21 protein-coding genes are annotated in these 24,697 nt (G+C 70.4%); 9 read left to right on the top strand and 12 right to left on the bottom strand.

Going from position 1 to position 24,697, the window contains the following annotated elements:
- Nucleotides 1-161 precede the first annotated feature (161 nt).
- The 3 genes from V2J85_RS05355 (at nt 162) to V2J85_RS05345 (ending at nt 3,082) form a co-directional block, all read left to right on the top strand.
- Nucleotides 162-1,097 (top strand): LysR family transcriptional regulator, encoded by a 936-nt coding sequence (locus tag V2J85_RS05355; protein ID WP_330820778.1) that lies wholly within the window; start codon nt 162-164, stop codon nt 1,095-1,097.
- A gap of 229 nt (nt 1,098-1,326) precedes the next feature.
- A complete protein-coding gene (locus V2J85_RS05350) occupies nt 1,327-2,001 on the top strand; it encodes an SGNH/GDSL hydrolase family protein (RefSeq protein ID WP_330820777.1) in 675 nt (224 codons plus the stop codon).
- A gap of 439 nt (nt 2,002-2,440) precedes the next feature.
- Nucleotides 2,441-3,082, top strand: coding sequence for a TetR/AcrR family transcriptional regulator (locus V2J85_RS05345; protein ID WP_261958047.1), 642 nt, complete (start codon nt 2,441-2,443; stop codon nt 3,080-3,082).
- 89 nt (nt 3,083-3,171) lie between these two features.
- On the opposite strand, the gene V2J85_RS05340 is transcribed toward V2J85_RS05345, so the two are convergent.
- Together V2J85_RS05340 and V2J85_RS05335 are read right to left on the bottom strand one after the other, a co-directional pair.
- A complete protein-coding gene (locus tag V2J85_RS05340) occupies nt 3,172-4,548 on the bottom strand; it encodes an MFS transporter (RefSeq protein WP_261958048.1) in 1,377 nt (458 codons plus the stop codon).
- A 731-nt stretch (nt 4,549-5,279) separates the two neighbouring features.
- Nucleotides 5,280-5,771 (bottom strand): MarR family winged helix-turn-helix transcriptional regulator, encoded by a 492-nt coding sequence (locus V2J85_RS05335; RefSeq protein ID WP_330820776.1) that lies wholly within the window; start codon nt 5,769-5,771, stop codon nt 5,280-5,282.
- Nucleotides 5,772-5,910: 139 nt separating this feature from the next.
- On the opposite strand from V2J85_RS05335, the gene V2J85_RS05330 reads away from it, so the two are divergent.
- The 3 genes from V2J85_RS05330 to V2J85_RS05320 all read left to right on the top strand — a co-directional run bounded on the left by V2J85_RS05330 (nt 5,911) and on the right by V2J85_RS05320 (nt 8,726).
- Entirely contained in the window at nt 5,911-6,285 is a 375-nt protein-coding gene (locus V2J85_RS05330) for a DoxX family protein (RefSeq protein WP_261958050.1), read from the top strand.
- A 393-nt stretch (nt 6,286-6,678) separates the two neighbouring features.
- Nucleotides 6,679-7,341 carry a response regulator transcription factor gene (locus V2J85_RS05325; protein ID WP_330820775.1) on the top strand — a complete coding sequence of 221 codons (663 nt, stop codon included), beginning with the start codon at nt 6,679-6,681 and terminating at the stop codon, nt 7,339-7,341.
- Nucleotides 7,338-8,726 (top strand): sensor histidine kinase, encoded by a 1,389-nt coding sequence (locus V2J85_RS05320; RefSeq protein ID WP_330820774.1) that lies wholly within the window; start codon nt 7,338-7,340, stop codon nt 8,724-8,726. The genes V2J85_RS05325 and V2J85_RS05320 overlap by 4 nt, the downstream gene beginning before the upstream one ends.
- A 64-nt stretch (nt 8,727-8,790) precedes the next feature.
- Here the strand turns inward: V2J85_RS05320 and V2J85_RS05315 are convergent, their stop codons facing one another.
- The 3 genes from V2J85_RS05315 to V2J85_RS05305 all read right to left on the bottom strand — a co-directional run bounded on the left by V2J85_RS05315 (nt 8,791) and on the right by V2J85_RS05305 (nt 11,176).
- Nucleotides 8,791-9,669 (bottom strand): COG4705 family protein, encoded by an 879-nt coding sequence (locus V2J85_RS05315; protein WP_330820773.1) that lies wholly within the window; start codon nt 9,667-9,669, stop codon nt 8,791-8,793.
- Between the two features lie 211 nt (nt 9,670-9,880).
- Complete coding sequence (locus V2J85_RS05310; protein WP_261958054.1) at nt 9,881-10,723, bottom strand: COG4705 family protein; 843 nt, start codon at nt 10,721-10,723, stop codon at nt 9,881-9,883.
- A gap of 69 nt (nt 10,724-10,792) precedes the next feature.
- A complete protein-coding gene (locus V2J85_RS05305; RefSeq protein WP_261958055.1) occupies nt 10,793-11,176 on the bottom strand; it encodes a winged helix-turn-helix transcriptional regulator in 384 nt (127 codons plus the stop codon).
- A 175-nt stretch (nt 11,177-11,351) separates the two neighbouring features.
- Here V2J85_RS05305 and V2J85_RS05300 point away from each other — a divergent pair, with 175 nt between their 5' ends.
- Together V2J85_RS05300 and V2J85_RS05295 are read left to right on the top strand one after the other, a co-directional pair.
- Nucleotides 11,352-11,840 carry a luciferase domain-containing protein gene (locus tag V2J85_RS05300; protein ID WP_261958056.1) on the top strand — a complete coding sequence of 163 codons (489 nt, stop codon included), beginning with the start codon at nt 11,352-11,354 and terminating at the stop codon, nt 11,838-11,840.
- Nucleotides 11,841-12,035: 195 nt separating this feature from the next.
- A complete protein-coding gene (locus tag V2J85_RS05295) occupies nt 12,036-12,470 on the top strand; it encodes a DUF6640 family protein (protein ID WP_261958057.1) in 435 nt (144 codons plus the stop codon).
- An 87-nt stretch (nt 12,471-12,557) separates the two neighbouring features.
- On the opposite strand, the gene V2J85_RS05290 is transcribed toward V2J85_RS05295, so the two are convergent.
- Entirely contained in the window at nt 12,558-12,845 is a 288-nt protein-coding gene (locus tag V2J85_RS05290) for a hypothetical protein (protein WP_261958058.1), read from the bottom strand.
- Between the two features lie 617 nt (nt 12,846-13,462).
- On the opposite strand from V2J85_RS05290, the gene V2J85_RS05285 reads away from it, so the two are divergent.
- Nucleotides 13,463-14,893, top strand: a complete 1,431-nt coding sequence (locus V2J85_RS05285; RefSeq protein ID WP_330820772.1) for an NAD-binding protein — start codon at nt 13,463-13,465, stop codon at nt 14,891-14,893.
- Between the two features lie 161 nt (nt 14,894-15,054).
- Here the strand turns inward: V2J85_RS05285 and V2J85_RS05280 are convergent, their stop codons facing one another.
- The 6 genes from V2J85_RS05280 to V2J85_RS05255 are packed head-to-tail and all read right to left on the bottom strand — an operon-like array spanning nt 15,055 to nt 23,899.
- Complete coding sequence (locus tag V2J85_RS05280; protein ID WP_261958060.1) at nt 15,055-16,407, bottom strand: MATE family efflux transporter; 1,353 nt, start codon at nt 16,405-16,407, stop codon at nt 15,055-15,057.
- Nucleotides 16,404-17,198, bottom strand: a complete 795-nt coding sequence (locus V2J85_RS05275; RefSeq protein WP_261958061.1) for a thioesterase II family protein — start codon at nt 17,196-17,198, stop codon at nt 16,404-16,406. Before V2J85_RS05275 ends, V2J85_RS05280 begins: the two co-directional genes overlap by 4 nt.
- Complete coding sequence (locus V2J85_RS05270; protein WP_330820771.1) at nt 17,192-18,700, bottom strand: class I tRNA ligase family protein; 1,509 nt, start codon at nt 18,698-18,700, stop codon at nt 17,192-17,194. The genes V2J85_RS05275 and V2J85_RS05270 overlap by 7 nt, the downstream gene beginning before the upstream one ends.
- Nucleotides 18,697-19,053 (bottom strand): cupin domain-containing protein, encoded by a 357-nt coding sequence (locus V2J85_RS05265; protein WP_330820770.1) that lies wholly within the window; start codon nt 19,051-19,053, stop codon nt 18,697-18,699. Before V2J85_RS05265 ends, V2J85_RS05270 begins: the two co-directional genes overlap by 4 nt.
- On the bottom strand, nt 19,050-20,420 hold the full coding sequence (locus V2J85_RS05260) for a lysine N(6)-hydroxylase/L-ornithine N(5)-oxygenase family protein (protein ID WP_330820769.1): 1,371 nt from the start codon (nt 20,418-20,420) through the stop codon (nt 19,050-19,052). The genes V2J85_RS05265 and V2J85_RS05260 overlap by 4 nt, the downstream gene beginning before the upstream one ends.
- Nucleotides 20,417-23,899, bottom strand: coding sequence for an amino acid adenylation domain-containing protein (locus V2J85_RS05255; RefSeq protein ID WP_261958065.1), 3,483 nt, complete (start codon nt 23,897-23,899; stop codon nt 20,417-20,419). Before V2J85_RS05255 ends, V2J85_RS05260 begins: the two co-directional genes overlap by 4 nt.
- Nucleotides 23,900-24,697: the final 798 nt, after the last annotated feature.

The following is a 24,697-nucleotide window of genomic DNA, read 5'->3' as shown; positions in this document are numbered from 1 at the left end:
CCTCGGTTCCTCGGTGACGTGGGTGGATGGGGGCGGGGGACGAGGTCGTCTCCCGCTCCACCACCCTCGATCGGCCGGGGAGGGGGAACAACAGCGAAGATCGCAATGTTCGTTCAGGCAGGCTTACCGATCCGGGGACTTCCGGGGAGCGGAGGTTGTCCATGGAGCGCGACGAAGTGGAATGCTTTCTCATCCTCGCCGAGGAGTTGCACTTCGGCCGCACGGCCGAGCGCATGCGACTGTCCCGGGCCCGGGTGAGCCAGCTCGTGCAGCGGCTCGAACGCCGCATCGGCGCCCCGCTGTTCGTCCGTACGAGCCGCCGGGTCGCCCTCACCGCCCTCGGCCGGCAGCTCCGCGAAGACCTCGAACCCCATCACCGCGCGATCGACGCGGCCCTGGCCAGAGCCGCCGCTGCCGCGCGCGGCGTCAGCGGGGTGCTGCACGTCGGCTTCTCCAGTCCGCCGGCCGGGGAGGTGGTGCTGCGGGCGGCCGAGGCGTTGCGCGCGAGCCACCCGGAGCTCGACGTGGAGATCTGCGAGGTGCCGCTGTCCGATCCGTACGGGCCGCTGCGCAAGGGCGAGTTCGATGTCCAGCTCACCGAGCTCCCGGTACGCGAGGAGGACCTGGGCGAAGGCCCCGCGCTGCTCACGGAGGAGCGGGTGCTGGCCATCGCCTCAGGTCATCCGCTCGCCGCCCGAAGACTGGTCTCGCTCGAAGACCTGGCCAAGGTGGTGCTGCTGACGATCGCCGGTGAACTCCCCGATTACCGGCTGGAGCACCATGTCCCCGCGCGGACACCAGGCGGCCGCCCCATCGCGCACGGCCCGAGCGTCACCAACATGCAGGAGGCGCTGATGCTCGTTGCCGCCGGCAAGGGCGCCTTCCTCACCGCCGCACACACCGCCACCTACCATGCCCGCCCCGGCATCTGCTACCTCCCCTTCGACGACGCGGCCCCGGTCGGTTACGGGCTGGTCTGGCGCGCCGGCGACACCACCGGCGCGGTGCGGGCCTTCGCGCGGATCGCGCTGGAGGTGGCGCGGGCGAACCTGACCGGCGGGGAGTTGGACTCGGCAGACCTGACCGGAACCAACTGAGAGGCGCACAACTCACCTCCGACTGACCATTTCCGAAGGAGTTGGTTGTGGCGGTTCGTGGTTGAGGGCGGCGTCGATCGAGGTCTGCACCGACCCGCGCGGGATGGGTCCTTCGCCCTTCCCATGCCGGAATGGGGCCGGGAGCCAGCCCCTGACACCTCGTCACCTCGCATGGGCTGTGCCGCCCCTCGATATTGACACTACATACGGTCGACCGCATGCTTTAATAATGACGTCGACATACTTCACCGAGGAGACCGACCCGTTCTGCCTGGCCACGATCGATGCTGCGGCGATGCTGTTCGATGCCCCCTGGCAGCGCTACGCCGTGATCGGGGACAGCCTCTCCGCAGGGACGGGAGACAAGAGCGTCGGCTACGGGAACCAGGGCTGGTCCGATCGATTCGCGCACATCCTGCGGCAGGTGCGGCCTGATCTGGCCTACCTGAACACGGCGGTGATCCGGGCCACGACGGTTGACACCCTTGACCACCAGATCGACGGGATGCGGGACTTCGCCCCGGACCTGCTGCACCTCCCGTGCGGCGCCAACGACCTCCTGCGCCGCTCACCGGATTTCGGGACGATCGAGCAGGACATGCGGAAGATGTACGACCTGGCGGCTGAGACGGGTGCGCAGCTCACGACGTTCACCCTGGGGCGCGCCTACGCCGTGCCGGTCTTCCCCGACTGGACGGAGCGCGTGCTCACCCTGAACGACCTGACGCGCGCCCTTGCCGACGAGTATGACGTCGTCGTTGTCGACATGTGGGATCACCCGGTCAACTCCCGGGAGAACCTGCTGAGTGCCGATCGCATCCACTTCTCCATGTCGGGCCAGGCCGTCATGGCGAGCGAGATGGTCAGGGCGTTGGCTGCCACCCTGGCCCGCCGCACGCCCTGAACGACGGTGTGGCAGGGCGAGGAGGAGGCCGACGTGGTGTGGCGAGGGAGGCCATGGGCCCCTTCACCACACCGCGTTCGCCGCCGGCGCCCGGCTCTCGCCCGGGCGTCATGGGCCGCCGTCCGCCACTGACGCAGATCCTCGGCCCCGCGCATGTGGTCAACGCTCCTGCCGGGGCCCATCAACGCGTCCGCGCGCCAAAGCGAGAACGCTTCCTCCAAGATCGCTCAAGATCGCTGCGACGATGGCCGGTGTCGCCGGCGTCAGGCTCAACCCCTTCTGCACGAGTTCGCTGAAGCGGTGCATGAGCCTTGTCGGCCCGGAGTATTCAGAGTGCTTGGATCCATGCGCATCGAGGTGGCTGACTCGGGGTGGAGCCCGTACGGATGGATGGGTGGGTCCTCTCGGTGGATCGCCCACAAGAGGTACGATCGACCGTATGGACACTGGGGCGCGAACGTTCGTCAGGCGGGCAGATGCGGTGTCGATCACTGACAAGCGCCTGCTCAAAGGGGCACGGGCGCGTGAGACCGCACTGCGGCGCGCCGTCGACATCGCCTCCCTCGACGGGCTGGACGACGTGAGCTTCGGCCGTCTCGCGACCGATACGGGCATGAGCAAGGCGGGCATCCAGACCCTCTTCAGGTCCAAGGAAGTGCTCCAGCTCGCGACCATCGACTATGCGCGCGAAATGTTCATCGATGAGGTCATCCGCCCGGCGAGGGAAGCGGCTCCCGGAGTCGACCGGCTGCGCTCCCTGATCGAGCACTGGATTGATTACGCCAAAACCCCGCTGTTCGAAGGTGGCTGTTTCCGCGTCGCGAACATCGCCCGTTTTGACAGCAAGCCGGGAACGATCCGCGACGCCCTGCTCCGCAACCAGCAGGAATGGCTCGACACCATCGGGAAGGAATTGCGGAACGCCGTCGCATCCCACGAGATCGCGGAACTCGACATCGACCTCGCGGTCTTCCAGATCGATTCCGTGCTCTGCGCGGCCAACACGGCTCTGCGTCTCGGAGACGAAGACGTCATCGCCAAGGTTCGCCGCACCGTCGAAAATCTCCTGAACACGGCCTGAACACTCCACGCGCCGAACCGTGCGGCGCACGAGGTGCCGGCGCCTCCCGGGACTCGATCCCCGGAGGCGCCGGCACCTGCTGCACGTCGTCATGCCTTCGTCGTCGGCGCCTTCGGGAGGAGGAACACCAGCAGGGCCGCGAGCGCCGCGATGGCGCAGGTCGTCAGGGACGTCAGCGCGAAGGCGTGTCCCGCCGCGTGTACCTTGTCGCCCGAGGCGGCGCCGGTCTGGAAGGAGTGGAAGAACACCGCTCCGACGACCGCCACGCCCAGCGCAGCGCCGACCTGCTGTGCGGTGGACAGCGAGCCCGAGGCCATGCCCGCGGACTGCGGATCGATCCGCGCCAGGACCGTATTGAGCAGCGGAGTGATCAGCAACCCGCCCCCCACGCTCTGCAGCATCAGGGTCGGGATGATGAGCAGGGGTGTCAGACGCGGCCCGGAGAGCAGGACCACGGCGGTCGTCAGATAGCCGATCGTGAGGACGACCGCGCCGACCTCCAGTACGCGGCGTCCGTACTTCGGGACGATCCGGCCGGCGATCATGCTGCAGACGAAGAAGGTCACCGCCGCCGGCGTGTACACCAGCCCGGCACCGAGCGCCGACATGCCCAGCCCGTCCTGCATCGAGACGGACAGCGCCAGGTAGTACGAGGTCAGAAGCGCATACACGGCGAGGACGAGGACGATACCGAGCGAGAACGAGCGCTGCGCGAAGAGCGACAACTTGATCAGCGGCTCACCGCCACGCCGCTCGACGGCGCGCTCCAGCGCGACGAAGAGCACGAACGCCACCGCGCTGCACGCGATGCACGCCCATGTCCACCAGGGCCAGCCCGAGTCCCGCCCCTGGATGAGCGGGTAGGTGAGCAACAGCAGGGCCGCACTGAGGACCAGAACGCCGGGCACATCGAGCTTGCGGGTCTGCTCCGCCCGCGACTCCGGTACGTACTTGAGGGCCAGCAGGATCGTGACGATCCCGATGGGGATGTTCACCCAGAACACCGAGCGCCAGTCGGAGCCGAAGAGGTTGGCGCCGATCAGGAGGCCACCGATCAACTGGCCGCTGACCGACGCCATGCCGATGACGACGCCGAAGACACCGAAGACACGGTGTCGGTTCTGCGCTGAGACCGTCAGCGTGATGATGGCGAAGACCTGCGGAACCATCAGCGCCGCGCCGAGCCCCTGGACGATGCGGGCACCGATGAGCACGGCCGGATCGCCCGCCAAGGCACAGGCGATGGAGGAGAGCGTGAAGACCGTCGTCCCGATGATGAAGACGCGCTTGCGTCCGTACAGATCGGCGAGCCGGCCGCCGGTGATCATGAAGACCGCGTAGCTCAACTGGTAGCCGGCGAGGACCCATTGGATCTCGCTCGCGGTCGCCTTGAGATCGGTCTGGATGGCTGGGCCGGCCACGACGACGATGAACGAGTCCAGGATCGCCATGAACATACCGATCATGACGGTCGACAGTGCGGCCCAAGGCACCGCATCCCTTGTGCCCGGCTGCGCGTTGGGCGCCGCCTTCAGTGTGTGGCTGGCATTCGACATGTGAGGCAATCCCTTTCGCGGCAAAGCGCACCGGCTCAGCGGTTCCGAGCTCCACCAAAGAATACGTGCGACCGTATGTTCACTGCAATCGGTTATCCCTTGAGTCAGCGGGAACGCCTTCGGGCTGCCGGGCCGGCGGGTGGCGCATCAGTAGGTGGGTGTCAATGCCCGGCCAGGAATAACGATTGACGCCATGTCAGGCCGCCTGGTGGTCAACCCGCCCCGGCCAACGATGTGTTCGCTCGCGCCCCCAGGGCCGGGACGTAGTCGTTCGTGAGCGGGATGCGTGTGCAGCTGATGCGGTGGGTGGGGGAGCTTGGCTCGGAGCGCGACTCGGCGAACCGCCGCCGACGAGGGGGCGGGTGGGGCGGCGGCATGGGCGCGGATGGTGAGGGGGCGGGGGAGTGGCGCGGTGATCGCCATGAAGGCGAGGGAGTTGGTGATGATCGAGGTCGCGTCGGCGAGCGCCGCGCTCTGCCTGGCCGGCGAGGTGCCCACGTCGTTGCCGCATCGGAAGTCGACGGCGAGCAGGCCGCGGACCCGGCCCCGGGCCCGGATCCGGGTCAAAGTCGTCGCTTGGGTCCGCGGCCACCGCTACCTCGCGCCCCCGCCGGCCTGGCCGGCGGTAGCGGACGATGCTTTCAGTCGTTTGTGGTGGCCGGGCAGGCGTTGTCGGGGCCGATGGCGTTGCTGATGCGGCGGCCGATCTGGCGCAGCTGCTTCTGCTGGGCCTTGGTGAGCGGGTCGAAAACCAGGCGGCGCACCTCCGCGACATGGCCGGGGGTGGCGGCCGCGACTTTGTCCCAGCCCTGGTCGGTCAGCACGGCCAGGGTGTATCGGCCGTTGGCGGGATCAGGGGTGCGGCGGATCCAGCCCTCCTTCTCCAGGCGTTTGGCCGTGTGGGAGAGGCGGGAGAGCGAGCCGTCGACGAAGTTGGCCAGGGCGCTCATCCGCAGGGTGCGCTCCGGGCTCATGGAGAGCCATGCCAGGACCTGGTACTCGAAATGACTGATCCCCGCGTCGCGCTGCAGCTGTCTGTCCAGAGCGGCCGGAAGTCGTGTGCCGGTGCTGACCAGGGCCAGCCACGCTTCCTGTTCGTCGTCGTCCAACCAGCGGGGCTCGTCTGTGCTCACACCCCCACTCTAGCTTGAACCATCAACCCCACGGGCGCGCTCGATGGCTTGAAGCTTCATGTCAGCTCACTTGACCCTTCAAGTCAGAATGGCCTAGCTTTTGAGTTGAAAGTTCAACCAATCGTGGAGGAGTCACCTCATGAACACCACCTTGTGGATCATTGCCGGCGTCCTGGCCATGGCCTTTTTCGCGGCCGGCCTGATGAAGCTCAGCCAGCCGAAGGAGAAGCTCGCCGCCTCCGGCATGGCCTGGGCCGAGGACTTCTCCGTTGGAGCGGTCAAGGCGATCGGTGCCGTCGAGGTGATCGGCGCGCTGGGTCTGATCCTGCCGGCCGTGCTCGGTAAGGCGCCGGTCCTGGCGGCCTGGGCCGCTCTCGGGCTCGCGGTGACCATGGTGGGCGCGGCCGCAGTGCACCTCCGCCGCAAGGAGGCGAAGGCGGTCCCGGTCAACCTGGTGCTGTTCATCCTGGCCGCCGTCGTGGCCTGGGCGCGCTTCGGCCCCTATGCCTTCTGATCTTTCGCACTCTTGAGAGGAGAGGGTGCTGAGTCCGTATGTCGGTGAAGTGGAGCGCTCCACGCAGGCCGCGGGGCTGGCCTCGACGCCGAGAGTTAAGGCAGGTACGTCACGTCGGAACCGTTCCGGGCCTCGAAGATGATCTCTGGGCAATGTGGTCACGTCCCGCATGCATCCGTCGCACGCCGGGGAGCTCTGGTCCACGTCGGTCGTCTACAGTGACGTAGACCGTCTACGCGCCTGTAGTCGCTCAGTGTCGTGTGCGGCGACCCGGTGTGCTCCGCGATGCCGCACGGCGGCCGCTCGCTGTCGAAGTCTTCGAGCCGGTTCTCCTGGAGGCAGCGGAGTGCGCGGGTCGCCGGAGATGATCCCGAGCCTGTGAGGTGAACTTCCTTGTGCCCCACCCTCCTGGTCGTCGAGGACGACCACGCCTTGAGGGACGTGCTGGTCCGCGGTCTGCGCGATGAGGGCTTCGACACGCTGCCCGCCCGGGACGGAGCCACCGCGCTGCGCCTCATCCGCGATGCCGTCGATGCGGTGGTGCTGGACGTGGGGCTGCCCGACGCCGACGGGCGGGACGTGTGTCAGGCCATGCGGGCGCACGGGTTTCTGGGCCCGGTGGTCTTCCTGACCGCGCATGGCCGGCTCACCGACTGTCTGAGCGGGTTCTCGGCCGGCGGTGACGACTACCTTTCCAAGCCGTTCCATCTGCCCGAGCTCACCGCCCGGCTGCGGGCGGCCCTCAAGCGTTCCGGGCCGGTTGCACCTACCAGGGCCGGCGATCTGGTCCTGGACCCGGGGCGGCACAGCCTGACCGTGCGTGACGTCGAGGTGGCGCTCACGCCCACCGAATTCCGTCTGCTGGCCACGCTGATGTCAGGTCTGGGGGCGATGGTGCGCAGGCGGGAGCTGGTCCGGGCCGGCTGGCCGGACGGCGCCCAGGTCAGCGACAACACGCTTGATCAGTATCTGAGCCGGCTGCGGCGCAAGATCCGTGATGCGGGCAGCCACCTGACGATCAGCACCGCGCGGGGCATCGGACACTGCCTGTCATGACCCCACGCCGCTCCCGCCTCACCGCCGTGGCCGCCCGCTGCTGGCCGCGCACCCTGCGGGGTCGGCTGTCGCTGGTGGCGCTCACCACCGCCGCGCTGGTCATGGTGATCCTCACCGTCGTGTTCAACGCGATCGTCCGCCAGCACCTCCGGCAGCAGGCGGACGACGAGCTGCGCACCCGGGCCGCCGCCGTGGCCGCGACCGTCGACACCCGCCATGACCCGGTACGCGTGCTGGAGACCGGCGACGACGCACTCCTCGATGCCAATGTGTGGGTCTACGCCGGCGCCCGCGTGCTCGAACATCCCGCCTCGGCCCCCGCCCATGGCACGGTCAGCCGTGCCGCCGCGCATCTCGCCGCACGGGCCGGCGCGCGGTGCGCCACCCTGGAATCCGCCGCCCCCATACGTCTGTGCGCCGAGCCTGCGGGACACACCCGGGCCGGCGCTCCGCCCGCCACCGTCGTCACCGCCATGGACCTCGGCCCCTACCGCGCCTCGGCGAGCACCCTGCTGGTCGCCTCCCTCGCCCTGGACGGCACCGTCCTGGCCTGCACCTATGTCCTGACCCGGCTCGCGGTGCGCCGCGCACTGCGCCCCGTGCGGACGATGACCGACCAGGCCACCCAGTGGGGCGCGGTCGCCTCCGGGCAGCGGTTCGGCGGTGCGGGCCGCCCCGTGGAGCTCGCACGGCTCGGCGCTTCCCTGGACGAGCTCTTGGACCGCATCCGCGCCGTACTGCGCCACGAGCAGCAGCTGACCAGGGAGCTGTCCCACGAACTCCGCAACCCGCTCGCGCGGATCACCGCCGAACTCGACTGGTGGCGGGCACGCCCCCGCACCACCGCCGACACCCGCACCACGCACGCGGCCATCGCCGACGCCGCAGACTCCATGCGCACCATCTGCGACACCCTGCTCGACGAGGCACGCGCCACCGCGCACACCGCTCCCGGCACCACTGATGTCATGGGCGTGCTGCGACGTCTCACGGATCGACTCCGCATGCCTGGGAAGGTGCCCGTCACGGTCACCGGCCCGAAGACACTGACGGTCGGCGTCCCGGCGGCCCTGTTGGAGCGCATGGTCGGCCCGCTCGCCGACAACGCACTGCGCTACGCACACGCGCGCGTCACCATCCGGGCCTCCCAGGAGCCCGGGGGCGTCCGGGTGGCGGTCGTCGACGACGGCCCCGGGGTACCGGCCGACTTCGCCCCGCAGCTCTTCCAGCCGGGCCGACGGGCCGACCCGGAGGACGGCCACGGCGGAGCGGGCCTGGGGTTGCCGCTGGCGCGGCGCCTGGCCCGCTCCGCCGGCGGCGAGGTGGGCCATGACGCCGAGCACACGCCTGGCGCGAGGTTCGTGGTCGACCTGCCCGGCGGCTGAACCCTTCCCTGAGGGGCGCCGGCGGGCGAAGCTCGGTCAACCCGCCGATGCCGCTCCCCTCGGGTCAGGACACCTCGCTCAGGACCTCGTTCCGCGGGACGAGGTTCCTGCGCTCCTGCACCTGCGCGTACCCCATGAGGCCCACGAGGATCGCGAGGAGTACGGCGGACGAGCCCGCCGTGCCGAGGTCGAGTCCGCCCTTGGCGAGGGGCTTGGTGAGGAAGTCGCCGGCCGTGGCCCCGAGCGGGCGGGTGAGGACGAAGGCGATCCAGAACAGCAGGACGTTCGGCACGGCGGGCACCCGCATGAGGGCGACGAGAACCGCGAGCACCCCCGTGACGAGCAGTGCACCACCGGCATAGCCGAGTCCGGAGCTGTCGGAGAGGAAGTCGCCCATCGACGTGCCGAGCGTGTTCGACACCAGGATCGCCGCCCAGAACAGGGCCTCCGCACGGAAGGTGACGATGTCTCGGATGGCGAAGGTCAGCCCGGTCGCCTTCCAGATCAGGAAGATGACGATCAGCAGTGAGATCAGGATCGCGGCACCGATGGGGTATCCCAGCCCCAAGCCCTGCGGCCCCCAGCCCAACGACTTCGCGCCGTCGGTGAGGTACTTGGCGCTGGCGTCCCGGTTCATGAAGTCGGACATCGTGGTCCCGGCCATGCTGGTCGACAGGATCACCGTCCAGTAGAAGAACGGGTGGTAGCGCTGGGACCGGAGCTGTACGACCAGCGTGACCACGAAGATCAGGAACAGCGCGACGGTGGTGAGGAAGTACCCGAGCTTGAGGGTCTGGGCGAACAGGTCACCGGCCGTCTCACCGAGGGTGGTCGCGGCGATCTTCATGACCCAGAAGGCCAGGGTGACCTCCGGCAGCTTCTTCATGACGTACCGGTTGCTGCCGGCGACATCCGGATCGGTCAGGACTTCGGGCTTTTCCACTGTCGGTCTCTCCTGGTCGACGGATTGGAGGCGTCGTCTTGTTGGGGTGCGAGCATCGTCGTGCAGTAGTACGTCGCACGCCGCCCGACGCTCTCAACTCCGGCCTGAACGCATCCTGAACGCCGCTCTGCCGCACACGCACGAAGGGCCCCGAACGGGTGAACCGGCGCGCGTACGCGGCAGTTGGCACCCGCCGGGGCGACGCCCGTGATCAGCCGGCCCGCGGGGTGAGCCGCTCCGGATCGGCCACGTCCCTCCGGGTCACCGTAAGGAAGACCACCAGGCCGAGGATGACCGCCAGGAAGAGCACGCTGGTGATCACGGTGCCCAGGCCGAGCCCGCCGTCGGCGGTCGGCTGGGACAGGTAGTCGCCGATCGACGCGCCCAGCGGCCTGGTCAGGATGTAGGCGATCCAGAAGCTCCACACCGCGTTCAGCCCCAGGGTGAAGTGCGCCACCGCGACCGCGGCGATCGCCAGGGCGAACAGACCGGCGGAGATCCAGTACCCGAGGTCCATACGCTCGGCGACCAGGTCACCGGCGGCCGTGCCCAGGGCGAAGGTGAACAGGACGGCGAGCCAGTAGAACGACTCCCGGCGGGTGGTGTCGATGTGGTGGATGGAAAGGGTGCGCTCGCTGCGGTACCACGCGACGAACACCACAGCGAGGAGGATCGCGAAGGCAATGGTGCTCGTCTCCAGCGGCACACCCAGGTTGTCGGTGAGGTTGTCGCTGATCAGCGTGCCCACGATGCTGATCAGCGCCACCGCGAGCCAGTAGACGCCCGGGCGGTAGGCGCGGGTGCGGAACTGCGCCACCAGCACCGCCACGAGCAGCACGCTCATCAGCAGCGACACACCGGTCAGGCCCAGGCCCAGCTTCTCGTTCAGCAGGTCGGCCGCGGTCTCGCCGACCGTGGTGCACAGGACTTTGATCACCCAGAAGTACACGGTGACTTCGGGGACCTTGTTCCAGCGAAGGCGATGGCCGGCGGGGAAAGAGGCGGCGGTCGCCGACTCGTGCGTCTCGACCGCCCCAGGGATATCAGCTGTCATGGTGCCCGACCGTGTCACCCGCAACCTGAACGCATCCTGAGCACGCGCGCCCCGGCGTCGATCGTCCGCTCAGCCCTGGGCCCAGGCTTCCTCTTCCTCGCGTGCTGCGTCGTAGGCGTGCCGGGCGGCGGAGACGGCGGGGAGGTGGGCAGCGGACCAGTCTGTGATGGCCTTGAACAGCGGTGTCAGGGTGCGGCCCAGGTCGCTGATCTCGTATTCGACCCGCGGGGGGATCTCGGCGTGGTACGTGCGGACGACCAGGCCGTCACGTTCGAGCTGGCGCAGGCGCTGGGTGAGGACCTTCGGGGTGATGGTCGGCAGGTGCCGCTGCAGCTCGTTGAAGCGCAGCCGGCCGTGGTGGTCGAGGACCCACAGGATCGGTGTGGTCCAGCGGCTGAACACCAGATCGATCACCGGGTTGATCGGGCATGCCTGCTCCACCGGATCGCTCATGACTCGCCCTTCCCTCATGGCGCACGATCACGACCAGGGTACTTTCCTATAGGAAACCACTATACCCAGGAAACTAGCCTGGTGGTGCGAACAGCGACCCCGCTTCCGCGGAGGCCGCACCAGGCTCGCCCCTTGCGGAGGCGGGCCGTCCCATGACGACGAAGGACGCACCACCATGACGTTCCCGGCACTCCCGCACCGTGAAGGCGAGCGACCCCGGACGGGCCCCGAAGTCCCGCATCTGCAGTTGAACCAGACCAGTCCCGCCGCGGTCAGGGCCGAGCTGCTGCGGTGGATGGACGCCGCACTGCCCGGCACCACCTGGGGCCGCAGCAAGGTCTCCGCCCCGAGTTCCCGCGCGCTGTTCCTCGACGGCACGCCTCCTGCCCCGGGGGCGCTGCTGATGCCGCCGCGCGGTGACGAGGAATTCGCGCATGTGCACGCCGACGGCAGTCTCCATCTGGCGCTGGACCCGGCCGACCACGCCGCTTTCCTGTCCTCCGGCTGGGGCGAGAAGCACCCGCTCTACGACCGCGGCATCAACGTCGTGATGCTGTACGCCCCGCGCGACCAGGCCGAATTGTGCGTGGCCCAGCAGGTCATCGCCGCCTCCTACACCTACGCGACGGGCCGGGTGCCGACGTCCGACACCGCCGCGGCCTGACACCGCGCCGTCCGCTCCCCCCGCTCCCGACCTCTTCCCGAGCCGGTCGGGCATCCCAGCCCTCCCGGCCTCCCCGGGCCGGCCCACAACGGCCGGCCCGAACGAGACGAAAGGCCACTTCCGATGCGCAACTCCCGCTCTTCCACGCCTGCTTCCGGCGGAGCGACCGCCCGGTCCGCCACCCGTTCACGTACCGTGATCGGCAAGGTGATGCTCTCGCTGGTCGCCGTGTTCACCGGTGTTTCGCCCTACGTCGCCGACTGGAACGAAACGCACGTACTGAATCCGCTCTGGCCCGCACACGCCAAGTTCCACAATGGTCAGACGATGGCCATGGGTACGCTCCTCGGCCTGACCACGCTGTACTTCGTCTGGCGCCGCCGGGGCGATGCACGTTCCCACCTGCGTGCCGCGGTCGTCCTGGCCGCCCTGTACTGGGTCAGCCAGGCGGTGGCCATCTTCTACCCGGGTGCCGCTTACTTCGACCCGCAGTTCGACAAGCCGGACATGTACGTCGCCGGTCTGCCGGTGCAGGCGGTCATCGAGATCGTCGTTCTGGCCCTCATCGGGGGCGCGGTCCTGCTCTTGCGTCCGGCGCCGTGCTCCGGTGCGCCGGAGAGCAACACCTGACCTCCTCGCCCCAGGGCCCCGAACCGGCTGTGGAGCTACCTTGGCCCGGCGGAGGACCGGGTACGTCCTCGTGGTGCAGGCGGTCGGTCAGTGTGCCGAGGCCACGACCTCTCCGGCCGTGACCTGGGGTGGGTTGGGCATCAGCGTCGCGAGGTTGTCGCGCACGAATTCCGCCGCGGTGGAGACTGATTGTTCGGCGCCGGCCTGGTCGTGGAAGATGCTGATGGAGACCATGACGCCGTTCCCGGCGTCGATCCAGTAGTAGGCCACGAAGCCGGGGACCTGGCGCATGAGCGGTACGAATCCTTCTCTGACGATGCGTCCGGCCGCGGCTGGGTCGGTCACCCCTTCGTAGCGTCGGACTGCTGCGTACATGGCCGGTCTCCTCGTGGGGGCAGGGTCGTGCTTGCTGGAACGCCGTACCCCTGCGGCGGCTGCCCGGCTCGTAAGGAATCCGGAAATCACCTGAAGGGCCGTCTTGGGTGATCCGAACGGCGTCCCGGCGCGGTGTGGTCGCATTCCCGTGCCGTTCGGGGGGCGGCTGTGGGCCCGTGCCACCGAGGGTGAGAGCCCTGGCGTCCGGCTGCCGCCGCTGCGTTTGAGCAGATGTCTGAATCACGGGCGCCCAGAGCGTGGCGTCTGTTCATGGTGCGCGGGAACGGGTCGCTCCTACCGTCGGTATACGCGAGATCCAGCGCCGGGCGCACCCCGCGTTCCGCGCCGGTCGGCCCCGGCGGTCCCGGCCTTGGGTGCCGCACCACCATCCGAGGGGAGCAGACCCTTGAACGCTGACGGCAGGCAGCCCGTCCGGCCGCCCACCGGCACCCTCCACCACGGACCGGACGGCCTCGCGCCCGGGAGAACGCCTGCGGTGCGCGGCCGGTCCGCGGATCCGAGCGAACTCAGGTGCCACTGCGGCCGGTTGCTCACCAGCTGTCCGGGCTGCCGGTCCCCCCGTTGCCTCGACTGCGACCCCTACCGATCCGATGACTGTGCCTTCGATCTCTGAGCAATCCCTCGACGGCGCCGCCACCGAGGAGGCCGACGCATCGCCGCATTCCGCGGGCGGCCCACGACGCGAAATCGCGGCACCGCAGGGGTACTTCGTCGTGATCGGCAGCGATGAGGCGCGCCGGGTCTGCGGTGCCCTGCAATCGGCGGGACACCGGGTGCGCCACCTGGCACAGCCCACGGATGAGGATCTGCGCCGGGCGCTGGCTCAGGATCTGCCGGAAGGCGCGGTCGCCGGGGTGGCGATCCTGCTCGATGACGACGTCGAGTCCCTGCGCTACGCCCTCGCCGTCGAGCACATCCGTCCAGGCATCAAGCTGGTGGTGACCGTCTTCGACCGGACGGTTGCCGAGCAGCTCGTGCGCGTGGTCCCGAACTGCCAGGTCACCTCGCCGGCCGAGGTCGCCGCCCCGGTCCTGCTGGCCGCCTGCCTCCAGCCGGACCTGCTGGCCCTGAGCCGGACATCCTCGGGCCACGTCGGTGCCCGCTGGGAGAAGGACGGCGTGTGCCTCGAGACGTACCGGCCACCGCGCTCCCTGCGGTACCGGGCCCGGCTGGGGAAGATCAGAGGACAGCTTCGACCCCACGACGGCAGCTCCCGCATCATGCTGACCGGTCTCGCCGGACTTCTCGCCGTGCTGCTCGCGGACTGGAGCTGGGCGGTGACCCTCAACCACCGGCCACCGGTGGAGGCCTTCTTCGAAGCGGTACGAACCGTCGCCGCCGTCGGCCCCGCGTCCGCGCACGGATCGAGCGCCTATCTGCTGTTCGCCGCATTCGCCATGCTCGTCACCATCGTCTTCACGGCCGTTTTCACCGCCGGTATGGTCGACCGCCTCCTCGCTCCCCGCTCGATCGGCATGGTGGGTCCGCGGGCCCTTCCCCGCGCGGGCCACGTGGTGGTCGTCGGGCTCGGGCAGGTGGGGCTGCGGCTGTGCACCCGGTTGCAGGACCTCGGCATCGGCGTGATCGCGGTCGAACGCGACCCGGCCGCCCCCAACCTCCGCCTGGCCAAGGCCCTCGGCGTTCCCGTCCTCATCGCCGACGCCACCGACAGGTTCGTACTGCGCAAGCTCAGCCTCCACACCGCTCAGGCGATGGCCGCCGTCGCCTCCGACGACCTGGACAACATCGCGGTCGCTGTCGCCGCACGCGCAGTCGCACCCGATCTGCGCGTGGTCATCCGGGCAGGTGACCACGAAGCCATCGCCGAGACCCAGTCCCTGTTCAGGATCGGCACCGTCCACGATCTGGGCAGTCTGAGCGCCGCGTACACGACCGCGAGCCTGACCGGGCTCCGCCCACGCGGAGTACTCGCCCACGGCAGAAGGCTGTGGGTGGAGCACGGCGGCGGAACCTTCACACCGTGGCCGCACGCGCTCCGGTGCGATCACCAACCGGACGCTGCCTGAGCGGTGGGATCCACTGCGCCGGAGGAACGCGGAGGCACAGCGGGTTTTCCGTCCAGGAGGAGGGGCATACGCGAGATCAGTCCCCGGCTGGGTTCCCCCGTCCAGCCGGGGACTTCGTCCCGTGCGGAACGGGGCCACGGGCGAGGTGCGGCGGCGGTCGCTCAGCGTCGTACCGCCCCCGTCACCAGCCAGGCCTCGCCGCGGGCCCGCCAGGCGAGGGTCGCCAGGCGGGCGAGCATCCATACGCCGATCGCGAGCCACAGGGCCACGAGTCCGCCGCCGGTCAGGCGGACCGCGCCGGCCGCCGGGAGGAAGACGAGGGTGGTCAGGACGCCGGCCACGGCGAGGAAGCGCATGTCGCCGGCGCCGATCAGCACCCCGTCGAGCACGAACACGGGTCCTGCCACGACTTGGAGGACGGCCACCACTGCGAGCGTGCTCAGCAGGAGGGACCGCACGTGCGGCTCCACGCCGAACAGTGCGGGCAGCCAGGGGCGGACGGCCAGGAGCGCGAGGCCGACGCCTATGCCGGCGACGATGCCCCACTGGGTCATCCGCCAGGTCGCCGCACGGGCCGCGGGCACGTCGCCGGCGCCCAGGCACCGGCCGGTGATCGCTTGCCCGGCGATGGCGATGGCGTCGAGGGCCAGTGCCAGGAACCACCACACCTGGAAACCCACTTGGTAGGCGGCGATCTCATCGTCACCCATCGCCGTGGCGACGACCGTGCCGGCGACCAGGACGACGCGCAGGGTGAGCGTACGGACGACGAGGTTCGCCCCGGCCGTCGCGGCGGCGCGCAGCCCTGCCAGGTCGGGGCGCAGCGGGGTCCCGTGGCGGTGCGCGGCGCGCAGCACCGTGGCCACGTAGACGGCGCCACCGACGGTCTGGGCGACTACGGTGCCCCAGGCGGAGCCGGCGATGCCCCAGTGGAGGCCGTAGACGAAGGTGGCGTTGAGCGCGGCGTTGCCCGCGAAGGTGGCCACGGAGACGACCAGGGGCGTGCGGGTGTCCTGCAGCCCGCGCAGTACGCCGGTGCTGGCCAGGGCCACGAGCATGCCGGGTACGCCGAAGAGGCTGATGCGCAGGTACGTCTCGGCGTGCGGGGTGACGGCCGCGGAGGCGCCGAAGGCGTCGACGATGGCGGGGGTCAGTGGCCAGCCCGCGAGGATCACGAGCAGGCCGATGCCGACGGCCAGCCAGATGCCGTCGAGCCCTTGGCGGATGGCCTGGTCGAGTCGGCCGGCGCCGACGAGTCGGGCGACGGCGGCGGTGGTGCCATAGGCGAGGAAGATGCAGATGTTCACCAGGGTGCCGAGCGCCTGCCCGGCGACACCGAGGCCGCCGAGGGGAGCGGTGCCCAGGTGCCCGACGATGGCGGAGTCGGTGAGGAGGAAGAGGGGTTCGGCCACGAGCGCGCCGAACGCCGGCAGGGCAAGGCGCAGGATCTCCCGGTCGTGGGCGCGCGCGGAGGTCCGCCGGGTGGCGGGGGCTTGGTCGGGCGATGGGGTCATTCGGTCTCCGGGGTGTCGGGCCAGCCGGGGGCCGTGCCGGGGCGGCGGTCCAGTTCCTCCGCGATGGTGCGCAGGAGGTCGGCGCGGGCCGACCGGTGCGAGAACGGGAAGAAGTGGCCGCCGGGCAGACGGTGGACGGTGAAACGGCCGCGGGTGCAGGCACCCCAGGCCTGGACCGCTGCCCAGGGCACCACGGTGTCGTCCGCGCCGGCGAAGGCGGTGACCGGGCAGTCGAGGACGTTTCCGGCGCGGTGCCGATAGGTGTCGGTGAGGGCGAAGTCGGCCCGGAGGGCGGGCAGGAGGAGCTCGAACAGCTCCTCGTTGTCGAGGACGGGTGCCGGCGTGCCGCCGAGGGTGCGCAGCCGGGCCCTGAGCTCCTCGTCGGTGGGCTCGCGCCCCGGTGGTGAGCCGGTCCGCCCGGCCGCGGCACGGGCGGCCACGGGGAAGACATGGCGGACGGGCGCGCCCTCGCGCTCCAGGCGGACGGCGAGTTCGAAGGCGAGGACGGCGCCGAAGCTGTGGCCGAGGAGTGCCAGGGGCCGCCCGGCGTGGGGCCGGACGGCGTCCATGAGGTCGGCGAGGAGGGCGTCGAGGTCGGTGTGGGGTTCCTCGTCCGTGCGCAGGCCGTGGCCGGGTGGTTCGAAGGCGAAGGCTTCGACGGTGGCGGGCAGGTCCTCGTCCCAGCCGGCGAACAGGCCGGCCGAGGCGCCCGCACCCGGCAGGCAGAACAGCGCGGTGGCCCCGGGGTGCCGCGCGGCCGGCGGCGACGGGGAGGGGAGGAACGTCACCACGGGGCGGGCACCTCCCCGTGCCCGGTGGTGCCGTAGCGCTCCTGCAGCTCGCGGGTGAGGCCGGGCAGCAGGGGCGCGGCCCATGTGGCGAGGGCCCGCAGGCCGTGCAGGGCGAGGGTGGGGTCGGTGCTGGCGCGGCCGGCCAGCAGGCCGAGCAGGTGGGCGGTGGTCTCGGCGGCCTGGCGGAGGCTGAAGGTCTCCATGCTGTAGGCGCGCACCATGCGGTCGCGGTAGCGGCCGAGGATCTCGGTGGTCGTCGGGTCGGGTGGGGCGGGCCGGTCGTACCCGGCCAGGGCGGTGTGCAGCGCGGCGAGGGGCCGTCGCAGCCGGGCGTCGACGGTGGTGAGGAAGTCCGCCTCCGAGAAGTCGGCGGGTTGGTGTTCGGGGTTGGCGAGGGCGAGGTGGAAGCGTACGGCGTCGGCGCCGTGCTTGGTGACGAGGTCGCGGGCCCAGACGAGGTGGCCCCGGCTGGTGGAGAACTTGGCGCCCTCCAGGTGGAGGAACTCGTTGGTGATGATCGCGGCCGGTTCGATGAGGCCGCCGTGGGCGAAGCCCAGGCCGAGATGGGCGAAGGCGAAGTAGAAGGTGTTGTCGTAGCCGAGGAACTGCACCAGTTCGTACCCGGAGTCGCGGGCCCAGACGTCCGGTGCCGGCCGGGCCGGGGCGAGTCCGGCGCGGGCGGTGGCGGCCATGTGGGTAAGGCCGGGCAGCATTTCGGCCCAGACATTGAGGACCTGGCCGGGGAAGCCGTCGACGGGGACGGGGATGCCCCAGTCGGCGGGGTAGCTCACGGGGAAGTCGGGCAGCGGCCGGGCCAGCATCTCGTCGACGAAGCGCAGGACGTGCGGCCGCATGGTGGACCGGTGGCGTGCGTAGAAGGCCTCGAACCGGCCCCGGTAGTCCTCCAGGGGCAGCACGAGGACATCGGCCTCGCGAGGTTCGGTGACGGCCTGCCCGGCGCCGGTGGGTGTCTGATACAGCAGCGTGGCGGGCTCGTTGGGGTGTCCGCACGTCTCGCAGATCGCGCCGCAGGTCTCGGCGAGGCATGCGGGGCAGTACCCGGCGGCGAACCCTTCGAGGAGGTGGCGCCCGGTCGCCGGGTCGTAGGGGAAGGTCCAGGTGCGCCGGGCGAGGCGGCCGGCGCGGTGGAGACGGGCGAAGAAGTCGCGGACCCGGGCGCGGTAGGGCTCGTCCGGGGTGGTGAAGGCGTCGACGGCGATGTCGGCGAGGTGGAGGGTCTCACGGATGTCGCGGTTGCAGCGTGCGGCCAGGTCGGTGGGTTCGACGCCCAGCCGCCGCGCCGTGGCCACCACGTAGCTCTGGTGGTCGTCGCCGCCCGTGACGTAGAGGGCGGTGTGGCCCAGCATGCGCTGGGCCCGGCAGAAGACGTCGGCGGCGAGGTAGGGGCCCGAGAGGTGGCCGAGGTGCAGGTCGCCGTTGGTGGTCGGGGGAGTGGCGGTGACGAGGAAGGAGCGCGGGCGCTCCGCGCGGTCGGCGGTCACGGGGCCGCTCCGAAGGAGCCCATGGACCACACGGACACCATCTCCAGTTCCTCCCCGGCGGAGGTGTTCTCGAAGTGGTGGCGCCGGTGGGAGTCGACGACGAAGGCGTCGCCGGGGCCGATGGCCGTGCTCTCACCGTCGAGGTGGAGCAGACCGGTGCCGCTCACGACGTAGAAGTGCTCGTGGTCGGCGTGGGAATGGGGCGTGGTGGTGGTGCCGGGGGCGACGGTGCACACGCCCATGCCGGTGTCGGACGGGCCCGTCGATCCCCAGGGCAGGATCCGACGGAAGTCGCAGCCGTACTCCTGTGTCGTCGGGGCGTCGGCTCGGCGCTGGATGGGGGTGCTGCTCATGCGTCGGCTCCTTCCAAGGCGTCGGAGAGGGGAAGCTGTCTGCCCCCGCCAGGCTCCGGCCGGGGGCCGAAGACGGAGTCGAGGATGCGGGCGGCCCGGTGGGCGAGGACGGACAGCAGGGTGCTGCTCAGACCGTGGGAGTGCTCGGCGGCGCCGTGCAGGAAGATGCTGGGCCGGCATTCCGCGGTGGTTTCCACGGAGTAGTCACGCCGGATGCGCAGGGTGCCGTCGGGGGCGCGCAGGAGCACGGGTTCGAGGCCGGTCAGCAGGTCACCGGCTTCGCGGAAGTCGTAGCCGGTGGCCAGGACGACGGCGTCGAACCGGCTGGTGAGGGCCTGCCCGCCGGCGGGGGCGCGCAGGGTGACCAGGGCGGTCGGGCCGTCCGCCCGGCAGGCCGCGAGTTCGGTGAACCGGCACAGGCGCAGCCGTTCCTCGCCGCGGACGCGCTGGTCGTAGAGGAGCTCGGCGATGGCGTGGATGTCCTCGTCGTCGACGGCCGCATAGTTGGTGGTGCGCAGTTCGGCCAGGATGGTGTGGCGGCGGGTGGCGTCGGCGGCGTGGAAGAGGTCGACGGACGCGGGGTCGAAGATCTCGTTGGCCAGCGGGCTGCTGTTGGCGGGGGTGAGGGCGAACCCGCGGTGGGCGAGGGTGACGTCGGCGTAGGGGAACTCGCGGGCCAGGTAGCGGAAGACCTCGGCGGCGCTCTGGCCGGCTCCGACGACGAGGAAGCGGTGCGGCAGGTCGCGGCCGCGCTGGTGGAAGCGGTCGATGCTGGGCAGGAAAGTGCTGCTGTGGAAGACGACACCACTGTCGAGGGCGTCGCGCTCGACTCCGGTCGGAACGACGGGCCGGCCGCCGGGTGCCAGGGACACGTGGTCGGCGGTGACGGTGTGCTTGTCCCCGGTGATGTCGCGGTAGTCGACCTCCAGGTGGGTGACGCTCCCGTCGGTAGCGGTGACCGGCCGGATGCGTTCCACGAGGTAGCCGTAGGAGACGTGGTGGGCGAGCCGGTCGGCGGCCCAGCCGAAGTAGTCGGCGTATTCGCGCCGTGTGGGGTGCAGGGTGCCGAGGTTGAGGAACTGTTCGAGTCGCCCCTTGCTGACCAGGTAGTTGGTGAAGGAGAACGGGCTGGTCGGGTCCTGCGGACTGACGAGGTCCTTGAGGAAGGCGATCTGCATCCGGGTGCCGTCCAGGAGCATGTCGGGATGCCAGCTGAAGGCGGGCCGGACTTCCAGGCAATGCAGGCGGGCGCGTACGGAAGGCGCACGGGTGGAGTCGCACACGGCGGCGAGCGACAGGTGGGACGGGCCGAAGCCGACGCCGAGCAGCCTGTGGTGCGGGTACCGCCGTAAGGAGGTGACGGTCACGCTGATCGGCCCTCCTGGTCGGCGCGGGAGGCGGCGAGGTGGTGGACGGTGCCCTGGCGGGTGAACAGATCGCGCAGCGCGAAGGAGAATCCTTGTGCGCGGGCGAGCGAGGCGACCTTGAGCGCCGCCAAGGAGCTGCCGCCCAGTTCCAGGAACGGGGTGTGCACGTCCACCGCGTTGCTGCTGGTGCGCAGGACGGTGGCCCAGATGTCGGCCAGGGCGGCCTCGTGCGGGGTGCCCGGTGGGACGACGGGCCCGCCGGGAGTGGTCCGGGGGACGGTGGTTGGCGGTGCCGCCTCCTGTGCGGGGCGGGGTGGCAGGGTGCCGGCGACGCGGTCGAGGAGTTTGCCGAGGGGTTCGCCGCCGCCGTCGGCGATGGCTTCCAAGACGTCGCGGAACGCGCCCATGACGCGGTCGACGGTGTCCTGGTCGAAGTGGGCGAGGTCGTACTCGGCCTGGAAGGTCAGCTCGCCCTCGGCCATCACCCCGATCGTGAGGGGGTAGTTGGTCCAGCCGAGGTTCCGCTCGTGCCGGACGGTGATGCCGTCGCGGCCGGCCCAGCCGATGCCGTGGGGGATGTTCTCGAAGATCAGCAGGGATTCGAAGAGCGGGCTGCCGCTGGGGACGTCGGGGCGTTCCTGGATCAGTGGCAGGGGGTAGTGCTCGTGGGCCCGGGCGGTGACCTGGGTGCGCTGGACGTCGTGGAGCCATCCGGCGATGGGCCGCGCGGGGTCGAGGGCGAGCCGCATCGGCAGGATGTTGACGAAGATGCCGGCCATGTCCTCGATGTGGGAAAGGCCGACGGGCCGGTGGGTGATGGTCATGCCGAAGCACACGTCGTGCCGTCCGCTGAGCCCGGAGATCACCGTCGCCCAGGCGCCCTGGATGAGGGAATTGAGGGTGAGCCGGTGGGCCCGTCCGTAGGCCGTGAGCCTGCCGGTCAGGTCCGCGCCGACGGGGTAGGCGGCGCCCGCGTGCATCTCCTGGGGACTGGCGGACAGGCCGGGCCGCGCCGTTCGGCCGATCGTGGTCGGCCCGTCGAAGCCCGCGAGGTGCCGGCTCCAGTAGTCCCGTGAGGCATGGCGGTCTTGGGCGCCGACGAACGCGACGTAGTCGCGGAAGGGGCGGGTGGCCGGCAGCCGGGGCGGGGTGCCGCGGCGGTGGGCGTGGTAGATCTCCAGGGAGTCGCGCAGGAGCAGGAAGAGCGACCAGACGTCCAGGATGAGATGGTGGTAGCTCATGACGAGCCGGTGCCGGCCGGCGCCGGTGCGGATGACGGCCAGCCTGAACAGCGGGGCCTGTTCGTAGACGAAGCCGCGGCGCCGGTCCTCGGCGAGGTGGGCGTCCAGCAGGGCGCCGTGCCGCGCCTCGGGCGTGCTCGACCAGTCGAGGACGGTCCACTCCAGTGCGGCCTGCCGCTGGACGACCTGCAGGGGCTCTGCCAGGCCCTGGACGGCGATCCACGACCGCAGGATCTCGTGGCGGTCGACGACCTCCTGCCAGGCCCGGTGGTAGGCGTCGAGGTCGAGCTCGCCTTGGAGGGTGTAGAGGAACTGCTCGACGTAGACGCCGGAGTCGGGGTCGAGCAGGGAGTGGAAGAGCATGCCCTTCTGCATCTCGGTGACGGGGTGCACGGTGGCGACGCCTTCGGGGTCGGCGGCGGTCCGCCGGACGACCTTGAGGTCCTCGTCGGCCACGGTGAACGGCCCGGCGACGAATGCGCCGTCGAAGTCGCCCCGGCCACGGCGCTGTTCCTCGACGGCGGCGGCGGTCTCCGCGATCGTGGGCGTGGCGAAGAACTGGGTGGAGCTCAGCCCCAGGCCCTTGGTATTGGCCTTCGCGCTGATGAGAAAGCCTTGGATGGAGTCGCCGCCGAGCGCGAGGAAGTCGTCGTGGATGCCGACCCGCGGCAGGGAGAGCACCTCCTCCCACAGCTCACACAGGTACAGCTCGAGCTCGTTGCGCGGCGGGTGGTACTCCTCCGACAGCTCCAGTCGGATCCCGTCCCGGTCGGCCAGCGCCCGGCGGTCCACCTTGCCGTTGTGCGTGAGCGGGATGGCGTCGACGACCGTGAACGCGGCAGGGATCATGTAGTCGGGCAGCGCTCCGGCGAGGCGGGCCCGGATGTCGGCCGCGGTCGGGGGTGTGCCGTCGCAGGTGAGGTAGGCGACGAGGCGCTGGTGGCCGCCCGCGCCTCGGCGACCCACCGCGACGGCCGCGGTGACCCCTGGCACCTGGCGTAATCGGGCCTCCACTTCGCCCAGTTCCACCCGGTAGCCGGCGATCTTGACCTGGTCGTCGAGGCGGCCGAGGAGCTCCAGGCGGCCGTCGGCCGCCAGCCGGCCCAGGTCGCCGGTGCGAAACAGCCGGCCGTGCGGGCTGTCGGTGAACTTCGCCTCGGTGAGGTCGGGCAACCGGTCGTAGCCCTCGGCCATGCCGGTGCCCGTCAGGCACAGCTCTCCGCTCTCGCCGTCGGGAACCGCCCGCAGGTCCTCGTCCAAGATCAGCGGCGTGAGTTCGGCCGGCCTTCCGACCGGCACGAAACCGTCGTACGTGGTGCCGGGCAGGCATTCCCAGTAGCCGGCGTACAGCGCTTCGGTGAGGCCGTAGACGTTGAACAGCCGGGCCGGGAGGCCGATGGAGAAGAAGGCCTCCGGGAGCGACCCGGGCATCGCGTCACTGCTGCAGAAGACGTACTTCAGTGAGGTGAGGGAGGCGAAGCGGGGGTTCTCCAACATGCCGGAGAGCAGGGCCGGCACGACCATCAACGTCGTTACGCGACCGGTGTCGAGCCATTCGACGAGGCGGTCCGGATCCTTGTGCTCACCGGGTGGGACGACCACGGCGGTGCCGCCGGCGAGCATGGGCCAGAAGACCTCGCGCACCAGGTTGGTGATGCTGAGTGTGGTCCGCAGCAGTTGCCGGTCACCGCGCTCCAGGGGGAACGTCCGCTGCAGCCACTGCTGTCCGCTGAGCAGGGCGCGGTGGGTGAGCATGACGCCCTTGGGCACGCCCGTGGAGCCGGAGGTGTAGAAGACGAACGCGAGGGCGTCGTCGGCCAGGTGCACGGGTGCGGCGAGCGGTGCGGCGGCCTCGTGGAGCAGGTCCTCGACGGCGACCGCACGCACACCGGGCGGGCAGGGCGCGCCGATGAGGGCGCGTTCGGTGAGGAGGACGCGGGCGCGGGAGAACTCCAGGATCGTCCGGCGGCGTTCGGCCGGATCCTCGGGGTCGGCGGGCACGCAGACGGCGCCGGCGCGCAGCAGCCCGAAGAGGGCCGACCACAAGTGGAGGGACCGGGTCAGGTGCAGGCCCACGCGGTCACCGGGCCGCACGCCCAGGGACGCCAGTCCGGCCGCGACCCGGTCGGCACCGGTCTCGGCCTGTCCGAAGGTCAAGGTGGCATCGCCGTGGAGCGCGGCGATGCCGTTCCGATCCGTCCGTGCCTGGGTGGTGAGCAGATCGTGCAGAAACGGCATGGAGAAACCACCGATCTCCGCCAGTCGCGGGAGGTCTGTAAGGGACTGCGCTGCACACGTAAGGGTGGTGGAACGGGCGTCTCGATCCTGTGCCACAGGCATGTTTAATTGACCCACGAGGAACGCGAAAGGGCAGGAACCGGACGTCTGCCTGGCCGCGGATCCTGTGCGGTGACCGCCCGATACGGGGGTGGACTTCGCGTGCTTGAAGACCATGGCCAGGGCGGCGGTGCGGCAGCCGGAGCCGCGCTCGGCCTCCTCCCCGGCCGCAGCCGGACGGCGGAGAAGACCGACGCCCCTATGGGGTTCATGATGCGCAGGTGCATCCAGTGTTCGGCCGGAAAGTCACAGAATGCCGGCGACTGGTCCTGGCCATCGGTGCTCGCGGACGGCCTGGCTTCAGGCAAGCGAATCGGACCGCGCCGACCACCGCGAGATGCGCTGGACCGTGCGAGGCCCCCGGTCCCGCTCGGGAACCGGGGGCCTCGTCAGTGCGCAAGGCGCACTTTCACGATACGGCTAGGGACCAGCCGCGCCGTGCCTTGGGCGTCGGTGGAAACGGTGCCCAGGACGTGGGTACCCGTCGTGAAGGTGACGGGCTGATCGGCGACCGGCGGGCCGGTGAACAGATCGGTCAGCGTGGCGGTCTGCCGAACGCGAGCCGGGCGGGAGCCGCGGGCTGCTCACCCCGAGGTGGGATGTGCAGCCCGTCGGTTCGAATTACGGCCTACATTCCCGCGTCACGGGGCGGCGAAACACGCCTTCAACGGACTTATGGGGTGCGGCGCTTGTGTATCA

Origin of the sequence: Streptomyces bugieae, assembly GCF_036352915.1 — a bacterium.
Lineage (GTDB): Bacteria > Actinomycetota > Actinomycetes > Streptomycetales > Streptomycetaceae > Streptomyces > Streptomyces endophytica.
The sequence above is the reverse complement of the archived record's forward strand: the minus strand, read 5'-3'. Positions and strand labels throughout refer to the sequence as shown.

Bases quoted from the DNA above. Each gene is read 5' to 3' on its own strand.
- V2J85_RS05345 (WP_261958047.1), top strand. From the start codon at position 2,441: ATGGACACTGGGGCGCGAACGTTCGTCAGGCGGGCAGATGCGGTGTCG.
- V2J85_RS05255 (WP_261958065.1), bottom strand. From the start codon at position 23,899: ATGCCGTTTCTGCACGATCTGCTCACCACCCAGGCACGGACGGATCGG.
- V2J85_RS05340 (WP_261958048.1), bottom strand. From the start codon at position 4,548: ATGATCGGTATGTTCATGGCGATCCTGGACTCGTTCATCGTCGTCGTG.
- V2J85_RS05355 (WP_330820778.1), top strand. From the start codon at position 162: ATGGAGCGCGACGAAGTGGAATGCTTTCTCATCCTCGCCGAGGAGTTG.
- V2J85_RS05290 (WP_261958058.1), bottom strand. From the start codon at position 12,845: ATGTACGCAGCAGTCCGACGCTACGAAGGGGTGACCGACCCAGCCGCG.
- V2J85_RS05305 (WP_261958055.1), bottom strand. From the start codon at position 11,176: ATGAGCGATCCGGTGGAGCAGGCATGCCCGATCAACCCGGTGATCGAT.
- V2J85_RS05350 (WP_330820777.1), top strand. From the start codon at position 1,327: ATGACGTCGACATACTTCACCGAGGAGACCGACCCGTTCTGCCTGGCC.
- V2J85_RS05330 (WP_261958050.1), top strand. From the start codon at position 5,911: ATGAACACCACCTTGTGGATCATTGCCGGCGTCCTGGCCATGGCCTTT.
- V2J85_RS05300 (WP_261958056.1), top strand. From the start codon at position 11,352: ATGACGTTCCCGGCACTCCCGCACCGTGAAGGCGAGCGACCCCGGACG.
- V2J85_RS05310 (WP_261958054.1), bottom strand. From the start codon at position 10,723: ATGACAGCTGATATCCCTGGGGCGGTCGAGACGCACGAGTCGGCGACC.
- V2J85_RS05280 (WP_261958060.1), bottom strand. From the start codon at position 16,407: ATGACCCCATCGCCCGACCAAGCCCCCGCCACCCGGCGGACCTCCGCG.
- V2J85_RS05265 (WP_330820770.1), bottom strand. From the start codon at position 19,053: ATGAGCAGCACCCCCATCCAGCGCCGAGCCGACGCCCCGACGACACAG.
- V2J85_RS05320 (WP_330820774.1), top strand. From the start codon at position 7,338: ATGACCCCACGCCGCTCCCGCCTCACCGCCGTGGCCGCCCGCTGCTGG.